The 12,564-nt window shown below is 52.6% G+C and carries 5 protein-coding genes, 19 tRNA genes and 3 rRNA genes; 2 read left to right on the top strand and 25 right to left on the bottom strand.

Annotated elements, in window-relative coordinates; all coding sequences use genetic code 11:
• Positions 1-107 precede the first annotated feature (107 nt).
• Positions 108-868 (top strand): IS5 family transposase gene (locus tag ACP26L_RS07420; RefSeq protein WP_426454850.1). Its coding sequence is split into 2 segments (ribosomal slippage): positions 108-447 and positions 447-868, totalling 762 coding nucleotides; the frame shifts between segments, so codons are not numbered across the junction.
• A gap of 206 nt (positions 869-1,074) precedes the next feature.
• On the opposite strand, the gene ACP26L_RS07415 is transcribed toward ACP26L_RS07420, so the two are convergent.
• From ACP26L_RS07415 to ACP26L_RS07300, 24 genes are all read right to left on the bottom strand, one after another.
• A tRNA-Pro gene (locus ACP26L_RS07415) sits at positions 1,075-1,148 on the bottom strand.
• Positions 1,149-1,153: 5 nt separating this feature from the next.
• Positions 1,154-1,227: transfer RNA gene (locus ACP26L_RS07410), tRNA-Arg, on the bottom strand.
• Positions 1,228-1,237: 10 nt separating this feature from the next.
• A tRNA-Cys gene (locus ACP26L_RS07405) sits at positions 1,238-1,308 on the bottom strand.
• 15 nt (positions 1,309-1,323) lie between these two features.
• Positions 1,324-1,398: transfer RNA gene (locus ACP26L_RS07400), tRNA-Gly, on the bottom strand.
• Positions 1,399-1,401: 3 nt separating this feature from the next.
• A tRNA-Leu gene (locus ACP26L_RS07395) sits at positions 1,402-1,488 on the bottom strand.
• Positions 1,489-1,501: 13 nt separating this feature from the next.
• Positions 1,502-1,587 (bottom strand) — tRNA-Leu (locus tag ACP26L_RS07390).
• 17 nt (positions 1,588-1,604) lie between these two features.
• A tRNA-Lys gene (locus ACP26L_RS07385) sits at positions 1,605-1,677 on the bottom strand.
• A gap of 8 nt (positions 1,678-1,685) precedes the next feature.
• Positions 1,686-1,760: transfer RNA gene (locus tag ACP26L_RS07380), tRNA-Gln, on the bottom strand.
• A gap of 12 nt (positions 1,761-1,772) precedes the next feature.
• Positions 1,773-1,848, bottom strand: a tRNA-His gene (locus ACP26L_RS07375).
• Between the two features lie 28 nt (positions 1,849-1,876).
• A tRNA-Asp gene (locus ACP26L_RS07370) sits at positions 1,877-1,953 on the bottom strand.
• Positions 1,954-1,965: 12 nt separating this feature from the next.
• Positions 1,966-2,042, bottom strand: a tRNA-Met gene (locus ACP26L_RS07365).
• Between the two features lie 16 nt (positions 2,043-2,058).
• Positions 2,059-2,134, bottom strand: a tRNA-Val gene (locus ACP26L_RS07360).
• Between the two features lie 3 nt (positions 2,135-2,137).
• Positions 2,138-2,213: transfer RNA gene (locus ACP26L_RS07355), tRNA-Asn, on the bottom strand.
• Positions 2,214-2,233: 20 nt separating this feature from the next.
• A tRNA-Tyr gene (locus ACP26L_RS07350) sits at positions 2,234-2,318 on the bottom strand.
• Between the two features lie 9 nt (positions 2,319-2,327).
• Positions 2,328-2,403, bottom strand: a tRNA-Thr gene (locus ACP26L_RS07345).
• 4 nt (positions 2,404-2,407) lie between these two features.
• Positions 2,408-2,483: transfer RNA gene (locus tag ACP26L_RS07340), tRNA-Val, on the bottom strand.
• 8 nt (positions 2,484-2,491) lie between these two features.
• Positions 2,492-2,563, bottom strand: a tRNA-Glu gene (locus ACP26L_RS07335).
• Between the two features lie 16 nt (positions 2,564-2,579).
• A tRNA-Ala gene (locus tag ACP26L_RS07330) sits at positions 2,580-2,655 on the bottom strand.
• 19 nt (positions 2,656-2,674) lie between these two features.
• Positions 2,675-2,751 (bottom strand) — tRNA-Ile (locus ACP26L_RS07325).
• A gap of 44 nt (positions 2,752-2,795) precedes the next feature.
• Positions 2,796-2,912: ribosomal RNA gene (gene rrf, locus ACP26L_RS07320) — 5S ribosomal RNA — on the bottom strand.
• A 191-nt stretch (positions 2,913-3,103) separates the two neighbouring features.
• Positions 3,104-6,024: ribosomal RNA gene (locus ACP26L_RS07315) — 23S ribosomal RNA — on the bottom strand.
• 267 nt (positions 6,025-6,291) lie between these two features.
• Positions 6,292-7,828: ribosomal RNA gene (locus ACP26L_RS07310) — 16S ribosomal RNA — on the bottom strand.
• The 16S, 23S and 5S rRNA genes sit together here with 19 tRNA genes alongside, the layout of an rRNA operon.
• 546 nt (positions 7,829-8,374) lie before the next feature.
• A complete protein-coding gene (gene ltrA, locus ACP26L_RS07305) occupies positions 8,375-9,766 on the bottom strand; it encodes a group II intron reverse transcriptase/maturase (RefSeq protein ID WP_426445489.1) in 1,392 nt (463 codons plus the stop codon).
• Between the two features lie 454 nt (positions 9,767-10,220).
• Positions 10,221-10,472, bottom strand: a complete 252-nt coding sequence (locus ACP26L_RS07300) for a hypothetical protein (RefSeq protein ID WP_426451899.1) — start codon at positions 10,470-10,472, stop codon at positions 10,221-10,223.
• Positions 10,473-10,753: 281 nt separating this feature from the next.
• Between ACP26L_RS07300 and ACP26L_RS07295 the strand changes: the two genes are divergently transcribed.
• Positions 10,754-11,158 carry a lipoprotein gene (locus tag ACP26L_RS07295; RefSeq protein WP_426451898.1) on the top strand — a complete coding sequence of 135 codons (405 nt, stop codon included), beginning with the start codon at positions 10,754-10,756 and terminating at the stop codon, positions 11,156-11,158.
• Positions 11,159-11,219: 61 nt separating this feature from the next.
• Here the strand turns inward: ACP26L_RS07295 and ACP26L_RS07290 are convergent, their stop codons facing one another.
• Positions 11,220-12,365 carry a metallophosphoesterase gene (locus ACP26L_RS07290; RefSeq protein WP_426451897.1) on the bottom strand — a complete coding sequence of 382 codons (1,146 nt, stop codon included), beginning with the start codon at positions 12,363-12,365 and terminating at the stop codon, positions 11,220-11,222.
• Positions 12,366-12,564 lie beyond the last annotated feature (199 nt).

Genomic DNA, 12,564 nt, shown 5'->3' with positions numbered 1-12,564 from the left:
ATACTCCAGATTCGTCGGATACTGGAAAATGAAGCATCTTGAGAGGGGAGCATAACTAGGGCGTGTATGCAAACCATGACCCAATAAAATGGGTAAATATAGATATGATGAGACGATACGAAATCCGTGACGACCAATGGGATAAAATCAAGGACCTGCTGCCAGCCGAAAGAAAACCACAAGGAGGGAGACCCGCGAACAACCATCGCCAGATGCTGAACGCTATGCTGTGGGTGGCGCGGACAGGTGCGCCCTGGCGGGATTTGCCTGAATACTACGGCTCCTGGTCTACCGTCTATAGCCGGTTCTGCCGCTGGAAAATCGCCTGCATTTGGGATCGGATCTTAGAGCACGTTACGATTGAACCTGATTTTGAAAGTGTCATGATTGACGCGACAATTGTACAGGTCCATCAGCATGGGGTCGGTGCAAAAGGGGGACCCTCAAGCAAGCTATTGGGCGGTCCCGAGGCGGATTGACCACCAAAATCCACGCGGTCGTCGACGCCCTGGGGAACCCGCTGCGGTTTGTGCTGACCGGAGGCCAATGTCATGACTCGGTAACCGGCTACGAGATGCTAAAGCAGATGGACTTAACGAAAAAGCAGGTCCTGGCCGACCGTGCTTATGACAACAACCGGATTCTCCACCTTTTAAAGGAACAATCCGCCACTTCGGTGATACCAAGTAAGAAAAACCGCCGGAAACCGCGGGAATGGGATAAGGAAATCTACAAGGAGAGGCATCTGATCGAATGCTTTTTCAATAAAGTGAAGAATTATCGCCGATTAGCCACACGCTATGATAAATTGGCCTGTAAGTTTAGGGCATTTTTGACCTTAGCTTCGATTATGGTGTGGCTCGCATAGGTTTGCATACAGGCCCTAGAATTTACTCAAGCGTTTTTCCGTACTTCTGCCCTTACAGAGCACAATTCCGTTACCCATGGCCACAAGCGGTAAGGATAGAGTGGAGATCAATACTACTCGACTCTTCTTTCTCGCGCCGTTTTCACAAAATAGTCCGGACATAACAAAAAGAGCCCATCGATATGGACTCTTTTTGTTATGACTTATCGGGATGACACGATTTGAACATGCGACCCCCTGGTCCCAAACCAGGTGCTCTACCAAGCTGAGCTACATCCCGTCAAGCGTTCCCTGAGAGATTCGAACTCCCGACCTTTTGATTCGTAGTCAAACGCTCTATCCAGCTGAGCTAAGGGAACATAAAGGCTAAGGCACCACCCAGATTCGAACTGGGGATAAAGCTTTTGCAGAGCTCTGCCTTACCACTTGGCTATGGCGCCTTATCAAGTAAAATATGGAGCGGAAGACGGGAATCGAACCCGCGACCCTCGCCTTGGCAAGGCGATGCTCTACCGCTGAGCCACTTCCGCAGGTGGTGCGGTCGAGAGGACTCGAACCTCCACGGCTGTTACACCACTAGAACCTGAATCTAGCGCGTCTGCCAATTCCGCCACGACCGCATATAAAGTTAGATGGTGCGGTTGAGAGGACTCGAACCTCCACGAGCTTACGCCCACTACCCCCTCAAGATAGCGTGTCTGCCATTCCACCACAACCGCATATGAAATTAAAAACGTGAGCCATGTAGGACTCGAACCTACGACACCCTGATTAAAAGTCAGGTGCTCTACCGACTGAGCTAATGGCTCAAACTGAATGGCTGGGGATCTAGGATTCGAACCTAGGCATGACGGAGTCAAAGTCCGTTGCCTTACCGCTTGGCTAATCCCCAATGGGTTAAAAATGGGGCGGTCGAAGGGAATTGAACCCTCGAATGCCGGATCCACAAACCGGTGCGTTAACCACTTCGCCACGACCGCCAAAGCAAAAAAACAAGTAAAAGAAGAATGGCGGAGCCGACGGGATTCGAACCCGCGGTCTCCTGCGTGACAGGCAGGCATGTTAGGCCTCTACACCACGGCTCCACACAAAATATTTGGTTGCGGGGGCAGGATTTGAACCTGCGGCCTTCGGGTTATGAGCCCGACGAGCTACCGGGCTGCTCCACCCCGCGTCAGTTTAAAGAAATATGGTGGAGGCTGACGGGATCGAACCGCCGACCCTCTGCTTGTAAGGCAGATGCTCTCCCAGCTGAGCTAAGCCTCCATATGGCTCCCCGAACAGGACTCGAACCTGTGACAACTCGATTAACAGTCGAGTGCTCTACCAACTGAGCTATCAGGGAATAAAATTACTGAAAAGAAGTGGTGGAGGCTGATGGATTCGAACCACCGAACTCGATGAGAGCAGATTTACAGTCTGCCGTGTTTAGCCACTTCACTAAGCCTCCACAAAACAATGGTGCCGCCGAGAGGACTTGAACCCCCAACCTACTGATTACAAGTCAGTTGCTCTACCAATTGAGCTACAGCGGCATAATGGTGGAGGCTGACGGGATCGAACCGCCGACCCTCTGCTTGTAAGGCAGATGCTCTCCCAGCTGAGCTAAGCCTCCATGGGAACTGACCCGTAGGGGATTCGAACCCCTGTTACCTCCGTGAAAGGGAGGTGTCTTAACCCCTTGACCAACGGGCCATACTAAAGTAAATCATGGTGGAGCCAAGCGGGATCGAACCGCTGACCTCCTGCTTGCAAGGCAGGCGCTCTCCCAGCTGAGCTATGGCCCCATGCGTTTATAAAGTTATATGGTGGGCCCTAGTGGACTCGAACCACCGACCTCACCCTTATCAGGGGTGCGCTCTAACCAGCTGAGCTAAGGGCCCTCATGATGTTTAATTCATACGGCTTGTCCCACGAAGGTGGTACCGCTTGGCGACGTTCTACTCTCCCAGGACCCTGCGGTCCAAGTACCATCGACGCTGGAAGGCTTAACGTTCGTGTTCGGGATGGGTACGCGTGGTTCCCTTCCGCCATCATCACCAAACGGTTTGTGTATCGGCCAGGATACACGGTAATACATATTCAAGGCAGCTTGTACCTTGAAAACTGGATATACGTTCGGGTACATCTTTTTGCGCTCCGTTATGCTTCGCATAAAGATCGCTTTCAAAAAGATATCTCCTCGCTTGCTAGCTAAAGACCTAAAGTTCCGCTGCCGCTTCCTTGCGGAAGCTAGTGGATAAGCCCTCGACCGATTAGTATTCGTCAGCTCCACACGTTGCCGCGCTTCCACCCCGAACCTATCAACCTCGTCGTCTACAAGGGGTCTTACTAATTGGGAAATCTCATCTTGAGGGGGGCTTCACGCTTAGATGCTTTCAGCGCTTATCCCTTCCGTACTTGGCTATCCAGCCGTGCTCCTGGCGGAACAACTGGTACACCAGCGGTACGTCCATCCCGGTCCTCTCGTACTAAGGACAGCTCCTCTCAAATTTCCTGCGCCCGCGACAGATAGGGACCGAACTGTCTCACGACGTTCTGAACCCAGCTCGCGTACCGCTTTAATGGGCGAACAGCCCAACCCTTGGGACCTACTTCAGCCCCAGGATGCGATGAGCCGACATCGAGGTGCCAAACCTCCCCGTCGATGTGGACTCTTGGGGGAGATAAGCCTGTTATCCCCAGGGTAGCTTTTATCCGTTGAGCGATGGCCCTTCCATTCGGTACCACCGGATCACTAAGCCCGACTTTCGTCCCTGCTCGACCTGTTTGTCTCGCAGTCAAGCTCCCTTATGCCTTTGCACTCTTCGAATGATTTCCAACCATTCTGAGGGAACCTTGGGGCGCCTCCGTTACGCTTTAGGAGGCGACCGCCCCAGTCAAACTGCCCACCTGACACTGTCCCCGTACCGGATCACGGTACCAGGTTAGAACTCCGATACGATCAGGGTGGTATCCCAACGGCGCCTCCACCCAAGCTGGCGCTCAGGCTTCTCAGGCTCCCACCTATCCTGTACAGATCGTACCAAAGTCCAATATCAAGCTGCAGTAAAGCTCCATGGGGTCTTTCCGTCTTGTCGCGGGTAACCTGCATCTTCACAGGTATTAAAATTTCACCGGATCTCTCGTCGAGACAGCGCCCAAGTCGTTACGCCATTCGTGCGGGTCAGAATTTACCTGACAAGGAATTTCGCTACCTTAGGACCGTTATAGTTACGGCCGCCGTTTACTGGGGCTTCGGTTCACAGCTTCGGGTTACCCCTAACCGCTCCCCTTAACCTTCCAGCACCGGGCAGGCGTCAGCCCGTATACTTCGCCTTGCGGCTTCGCACAGACCTGTGTTTTTGCTAAACAGTCGCTTGGGCCTTTTCACTGCGGCCCCCTCGGGCTATTCACCCTACCGAGGCACCCCTTCTCCCGAAGTTACGGGGTCATTTTGCCGAGTTCCTTAACGAGAGTTCTTCCGCGCGCCTTAGCATGCTCTGCTCGCCTACCTGTGTCGGTTTGCGGTACGGGCACCTTCTCCCTGGCTAGAGGCTTTTCTTGGCAGCCTGAACTCATGACCTTCGGTACTTAAGTTTCCCTCCCCATCACAGCTCAGCCTTACGATGTGCGGATTTGCCTACACATCAGCCTCACTGCTTGGACGAGCATCCATCAGCTCGCGTCACTATCCTTCTGCGTCACCCCATTGCTCATAACGGTTCACGGTGGTACAGGAATTTCAACCTGTTGTCCTTCGACTACGCCTTTCGGCCTCGCCTTAGGTCCCGACTTACCCTGAGCGGACGAGCCTTCCTCAGGAACCCTTAGGCTTTCGGCGGATCAGATTCTCACTGATCTTTTCGTTACTCATACCGGCATTCTCACTTGTATGCAGTCCAGCTGTCCTCACGATCAACCTTCGACCCGCATACAACGCTCCCCTACCCCAGGATATCATAGATATCTAGTCATAGCTTCGGTGGTGTGTTTAGCCCCGTTACATTTTCGGCGCAGAGTCACTCGACCAGTGAGCTATTACGCACTCTTTCAATGGTGGCTGCTTCTAAGCCAACATCCTGGTTGTCTGTGCAACTCCACATCCTTTCCCACTTAACACACACTTGGGGACCTTAGCTGATGATCTGGGCTGTTTCCCTCTTGACAATGGATCTTAGCACTCACTGTCTGACTCCCGGGCATCACGTTTGCGGCATTCAGAGTTTGACTGGACTTGGTAACCCTTGGCGGGCCCCGCACCCAATCAGTGCTTTACCTCCGCAACGCTAACCCGAGGCTAGCCCTAAAGCTATTTCGGGGAGAACCAGCTATCTCCGAGTTCGATTGGAATTTCTCCGCTACCCCCACCTCATCCCCGAATTTTTCAACATTCGTGGGTTCGGGCCTCCAGTGCGTGTTACCGCACCTTCACCCTGGACAGGGGTAGATCACACGGTTTCGGGTCTACGTCCACGTACTCATTCGCCCTATTCAGACTCGCTTTCGCTGCGGCTGCGGCTTCTCACCTTAACCTCGCACGGGAACGTAACTCGCCGGTTCATTCTACAAAAGGCACGCCATCACCCATGAACGGGCTCTGACTTCTTGTAAGCACACGGTTTCAGGTTCTTTTTCACTCCGCTCCCGCGGTTCTTTTCACCTTTCCCTCACGGTACTGCTTCACTATCGGTCACCAGGGAGTATTTAGCCTTGGCAGATGGTCCTGCCGGTTTCCCACGAGGTTTCACGTGTCTCGCGGTACTCAGGATCCGTCTAGGGTGTTCGCAGAATTTCGGTTACGGGGCTTTTACCCACTCTGGCCGGCCTTTCCAGACCTGTTCGCCTACTCTGCTTAACCCACATTGACGTCCTACAACCCCAAGGAGCAAGCTCCTTGGTTTGGGCTTCTCCGCTTTCGCTCGCCGCTACTGACGGAATCACTATTGTTTTCTTTTCCTGAGGGTACTTAGATGTTTCAGTTCCCCTCGTCTGCCTCCGATGCAGCTATGTATTCACTGCATGGTACATGCGAATTACCACATGTGGGTTTCCCCATTCGGACATCCCCGGATCAAAGCCTGCTTACGGCTCCCCGAGGCATTATCGTTGTTCGCCACGTCCTTCTTCGGCTCCTGGTGCCTAGGCATCCTCCGTGTGCTCTTAATAGCTTAACCAAGTCGCTCGATGATTTTATTTTGCGTTCCGTTGAGCTTCGCTCAAAGGTCTCTACCAAAATAAAACATCTCGCTAGGCAGCTAATAAAAAACATTAGATACTTCAGCTAGTTTGTTTCGTATATCCAGTTTTCAAGGAACAAACATTGAGTTTGAAAGGCATTGCACCTTTCAAAACTGAACACGAGTGAGTGTCCCGCATACGCGGTTGATGCAGCTTGCGCTGCCGATTTGATCCGGCCATCTTCATGGCCATGATCTCCATAGAAAGGAGGTGATCCAGCCGCACCTTCCGATACGGCTACCTTGTTACGACTTCACCCCAATCATCTACCCCACCTTCGACGGCTGGCCCCCTTGCGGGTTACCCCACCGGCTTCGGGTGTTGTAAACTCTCGTGGTGTGACGGGCGGTGTGTACAAGACCCGGGAACGTATTCACCGCGGCATGCTGATCCGCGATTACTAGCAATTCCGACTTCATGCAGGCGAGTTGCAGCCTGCAATCCGAACTGAGACCGGCTTCTAAGGATTCGCTCCATCTCGCGACTTCGCTTCCCGTTGTACCGGCCATTGTAGTACGTGTGTAGCCCAGGTCATAAGGGGCATGATGATTTGACGTCATCCCCACCTTCCTCCGGTTTGTCACCGGCAGTCACTCTAGAGTGCCCAACTTAATGCTGGCAACTAAAGTCAAGGGTTGCGCTCGTTGCGGGACTTAACCCAACATCTCACGACACGAGCTGACGACAACCATGCACCACCTGTCTCCTCTGTCCCGAAGGAGGACCCTATCTCTAGGGCTTTCAGAGGGATGTCAAGACCTGGTAAGGTTCTTCGCGTTGCTTCGAATTAAACCACATACTCCACTGCTTGTGCGGGTCCCCGTCAATTCCTTTGAGTTTCACTCTTGCGAGCGTACTCCCCAGGCGGAGTGCTTATTGTGTTTACTTCGGCACCAAGGGTATCGAAACCCCTAACACCTAGCACTCATCGTTTACGGCGTGGACTACCAGGGTATCTAATCCTGTTTGCTCCCCACGCTTTCGCGCCTCAGCGTCAGTTACAGTCCAGAAAGCCGCCTTCGCCACTGGTGTTCCTCCACATCTCTACGCATTTCACCGCTACACGTGGAATTCCGCTTTCCTCTCCTGCACTCAAGTCTTCCAGTTTCCGGTGCGAACCGGGGTTGAGCCCCGGGCTTAAACACCAGACTTAAAAAACCGCCTGCGCGCGCTTTACGCCCAATAATTCCGGACAACGCTTGCCCCCTACGTATTACCGCGGCTGCTGGCACGTAGTTAGCCGGGGCTTTCTTCTCAGGTACCGTCATTCGCAGAGCAGTTACTCTCCACGACATTCTTCCCTGGCAACAGAGCTTTACGATCCGAAAACCTTCATCACTCACGCGGCGTTGCTCCGTCAGGCTTGCGCCCATTGCGGAAGATTCCCTACTGCTGCCTCCCGTAGGAGTCTGGGCCGTGTCTCAGTCCCAGTGTGGCCGATCACCCTCTCAGGTCGGCTACGCATCGTCGCCTTGGTGGGCCATTACCCCCCCAACTAGCTAATGCGCCGCAGGCCCATCCGTAAGCCACAGGTTGCCCCGTGTTTCATGATTCCGGCATGCACCGAAACCAGCTATCCGGTCTTAGCTACCGTTTCCGGTAGTTATCCCGATCTTACAGGCAGGTTGCCTACGTGTTACTCACCCGTCCGCCGCTAAGCACCGAAGTGCTCCGCTCGACTTGCATGTATTAGGCACGCCGCCAGCGTTCGTCCTGAGCCAGGATCAAACTCTCCATTAAAGAAAAGCTGATGACTCATTTTGAAGCTTGGCAGAAACTCATCGCTGAGTCTCTATATTTAACACTCACTCGTTGTTCAGTTTTCAAAGGGCAATTCGTTTCGATTTCGTCCGCCTTTTCAGCGGCGAGAATCAATGTAGCATATTTCATCTCATTATGCAACCTACTAATGTTATCCAATCTAAGGATGACCCGTAAGACCAGCACTAGAAGATTTCAATCGCGAAATTTTTCCGCGAGATGTAATCTACCATATTGTTTACAATAAATCAAGATTTAATTTTCAACGACTTAAATCCTGATAATTTGTAACCGGAGCACTTAAGCGTCCCGGGAAAGTAATATATCACGGCTGCCCTTTCGATTGCAAGTCATTAGCCCCCTTCCATTTTCTAGTTAAAATCGCCACCTTGAGAATACACATCAAATGAAATTGAAGCCTTAATTAATATTGACTATATGAATTAATCGAGTAGGAGGAGGCGGCTAGCCTCCGTCCTCTCACACCACCGTACATGCGGGTCCGCATACGGCGGTTCCAAAAGGTTAACAAAGTTCCGAGTAACGAGAAAGCAAACTTTTAAGCCCTTTCGCTTCCCAGTAGGAAGTCGGGAGGGCATTGTTTGTGCTACGGGACATTTCCCACGGACCTCGACGGGAGTTTGCCAACATATAGGCAGCCCAGTTCGGAACGCCGAGCGCACGTAGTTCGCGAATGCGTGTCTTCACCCGTTTCCACTGTTTCCATAGACACATGCGGAGTCTTCTCCGAATCCACTTGTCAAAGGCTTGGCAGTGCGTCTTCGCCGAGGCTAGGCGAAAATAACCTAGCCAGCCCAGCATGTACTGGTTCAGGCGCCGGATGCGTTCCTCCATCGGTACAGGCTTGGTTCGGTTCGTCAGTTCCCGGACTTTCTCTTTGAATCGCGAAATTGTCTTAGGAGCCAGCCGAATCGTCGCCTGTTTGTTCGACAGGAAACTAAAGCCTAGGAATTTGCGGTTCCATGGCCGGTCCACTGCACTTTTATCCCGGTTCACTTTCAGTTTCAGCTTTCCTTCCACAAAGCGAATCACCGATTCCATCACGCGCTCCCCGGCTCGCTTGCTGGAGACAAAGATGTTGCAGTCGTCCGCATAGCGGACAAACCGCAGTCCCCGTCTTGTCAGTTCCTTGTCCAGATCGTCCAGCAGGATGTTCGCCAGAAGCGGACTGAGCGGACCGCCCTGCGGCGTGCCTTCCGGTGTGCGCTCCAACGCTCCATGCGACATGACTCCGGCGTTCAAATAGGAGCGGATGAGCTTCAGGACACGCTTGTCCTCCACCTTCCGTGCTACTCTAGCCATGAGCATGTCATGGTTCACCCGGTCAAAGAATTTCTCCAGATCCATATCCACGACCCATCTGAGGCCGCTTTGGATATAGCTTTGTGCCTGCTTTACGGCGTCATGCGCCCGTCTTCCCGGGCGGAAACCGTAGCTGTACCCCGAGAAATGTGCATCAAAAATCGGATTCATCACTTGCAGAAGCGCCTGCTGGAGAAAACGGTCCATTACGGTCGGGATGCCAAGCAGCCGTACACCGCCTCCGGGTTTGGGGATTTCCACCCGTTTGACTGGCGCGGGTCTGTAGCTTCCCGTCAGGAGGTTGGCTTTCACCTGTTCCCAGTGGGTTTTCAGGTAAGCTTGTAGCTCGGCTACCGTTACACCATCCACTCCGGGCGCTCCTCCGTTCTGTACCACTCGCTTGTAGGCGAGCCGAAGGTTGTGCCCTTCGAGCATCTTCTCCAGCAGCCTGCTCTGGCCTTTGCGAGAGAAAAGGTCGGCTTGTGCCGGCGAAGAACTCGGCGCTCCGGCATACCCTGGCGGCTTCACCGCTTCTCTCTGCCGCGAGCTCCCTTGCGGAATATTCTGCTGTCTCTGCTCTTCACGCGAACGCACCGGTTTCCTCTCTCCTTTCGGTTCAGCCCTTCCGCTTTCCGGCGTCCCGTACTCGCGTACTATGGCCTCTGCTGACTCCTGCGGATTCAGCGCGGCTTCTCAGCCGCGGTTACGAAGTCACTTCGCGTATCCGCAGGCCTCCCCAGATAAGAACGCCATCTGTCTGCCCGCGACCACCTAAGTTTACAGCATCAGCCCTTGGCGGCTTTGGATTTCGTCTTGTCTTGGAGACTCATCCGACTGACACTGCCTCAAATTAGGTTCGTGTACCTTGGCCCGTGCATTTGCCTCCGGCTTCCTTCAGATTCCGCCTCACGGCCGACACCCTTGCCCTTGGCTAACGGTAGGCGCTCGCCAGCCCCCGTTCGGGACTCTCACCCTAGAGATGGCGCCCATGCTGGGCGTACAAGTAAAAAGGAGATGCAGCTGACCAGCTTCATCCCCCTATAAGCTATCACTCAGCCGGCTCTTCTTCGAGTTGTTCATAAGCTGCATCAACCAATTCGTCGAAAAAATCATCGTCTTTCTCCAGCTTGTCTTCAATGATCAGGATTTCTTCTTCCGGACCAGACTCCTTAGCGAAAATAAGACTGTAATCCCAATCAATCCCCCGCTTACTGAACAGGGCAAGCTCGTACGGCTGCTTGTGTTCCCCGTAATGGAACTGCACATACCCTCTGTATCCATCGTCCTTACTGTGTGTCATCGCTGCTTCTATTATACGGATTGGCATTGATCTGCACCTCTCTGGTTCAATGTCTGTATACTGCGCATTATAGCACACCTGTCGGGGGAATACGGAAATGGCAGAATAGCGCAGTGTATTTCCATATTTTTGTAGACAGTATTTCTTTGACCTGCTATAGTTATACTACAAAATTCAATATGGAACGGCCTTTTTTAGCGAAGCACGCTGTCACTCTTTTGGTGACCAGTGTGCTTTTTTTGCATTTCCCGTGCCCTTCCACTCATAAGGAGAAAATGAAAATGAAACCTTCTTCAACCCTGCTTATCCTGCTGATTACTTCCGTATCCCTGACAGCTTGCGGGTCCAAAACGAATCCCGGGTCACTTGACCTGAAGCCAGGCACCTATGCCGTCACTTCGGCCGAATATGAAATCCCCGATGATGATTACGAACTGACATTGAAAGACCACGGCGAATACGATATCGCTTTTGCTGACCTTTATCTCGTAATGGACCCTACCAAAACTGCTACTACTCTTGAGATCACACAGGATTACCGCAATATCTTGTACCTCAATCATCCAAGAGATCTTAGCAGGGAAAAGGAGAAGAAAGAACAAGAAAAGAAAAATGCAAAAAGCAAGCCTGCTCAGCCCGTTACCAAAAACGGCTCGACTTCCCAAACCCCGAAGGCAGACAAATGAGTCAAGAAATACAAAAGAGCGGCCTCAGCCGCTCCCCATCAATGTATACTCAAAAGACATATCAAACTCCAAAGGTAATCCGGATGTCAATAACCTCCGAGCGGCTGCCCAGGCGGATCGGCGGCCCCCAAGTGCCGAAGCCCGACGAAACGATAGCGTGCATGCGGTCTTTAAGCAGATATCCCCAATCCAGTTCGAAGACACGCCGGGTAATCAGATGGTTCGGAGCCATCTGCCCCCTATGCGTATGACCGGAGAGCATGAGATCGACGCCTGCCGCAGCCGCTTTATCCAGTTGATGAGGCTGGTGATCCATTAGGATAACCGGCTTGTTTTTATCAATAGCAGAAGTCAAAGCCTCAACAGCCATCCTTCCGCCGGGTTCCATCGACTCCGCTGTGCGGTCCTTGCGTCCAACCAAGTAAAAGCCTTCTTCAATAAGTACATGCTCGTCTTGCAGGACCCGAATGTTGATTGCGGCAAGCTCTTTAACAAGCTGAGGCACGTGGCCGCCGTAATAATCATGGTTACCAAGTACGGCATAGACGCCAAGCGGCGCTTTCAGTTTCGCGAGACCCAGGGACATGTTCTCCCTGACGAAAGGCTCGATATCGTCATCAATAATATCGCCCGGAAGCAGGATCAGCTCCGGCTTCAGCTCCTCCATCACTTTTTGCAGGCGCCCAAGGTGACGATTCCCGACAATGGTACCTAAGTGGATATCTGAGGCAACGGCCACGTGCAGGCTCTCCCTCCCGCCGCCGCTCTTCGGGATGTGAATGTCATACCTGCGAATAATCGGATTCCAAGCGTTATACGATCCTCTGATCATGAGGGCGGCCAGGACCACAAAGACCAAGCTGCCAAGCAGCTCGAGAACATCCTCTGTCGGCATGCCTCCTGCTCGCAGAATCACCGACACCATATCAGCCAAAGGAAGCAGCAGCACCGAATATTCGATTACGCCGAACCAGATTGACCCGACCTGCCTTAACATTCGTCCCACAGACCTTCCTACGACCCGAACCCCTGCGCGGCCGATCACATAAGAAAAGGCAACGATCCAAAAGAGAATCCAATAGACCGCCGAATTATCGAAATCCAGCATATAAGAAAGATACATCCACAAGTGGTAGCCTATATAGTAGTTGAGCGCTGTAAAGATCAACATAAACAGCGCCAGCATGGGAATCATTCGCGATCTCATCTCAGGCCTCCAAAGTAGTTGAATCTTACAACCAATTACTCGAGATTTACTATAGCGCACGGGATTCCGCCGCGTCAAATTCACTGAAAGTCAATAAGACGGATAGCCCGCAGGCAGGCAGTTTCTACAGGAGACAGCAGCAAAAACCGGGAACAGCCGGTCACGATACATATGGATCTAAATTGAGGCGACCTGAGAA

Source organism: Paenibacillus sp. S-38, from assembly GCF_049942825.1.
Lineage (GTDB): Bacteria > Bacillota > Bacilli > Paenibacillales > NBRC-103111 > Paenibacillus_G.
The sequence above is the reverse complement of the archived record's forward strand: the minus strand, read 5'-3'. Positions and strand labels throughout refer to the sequence as shown.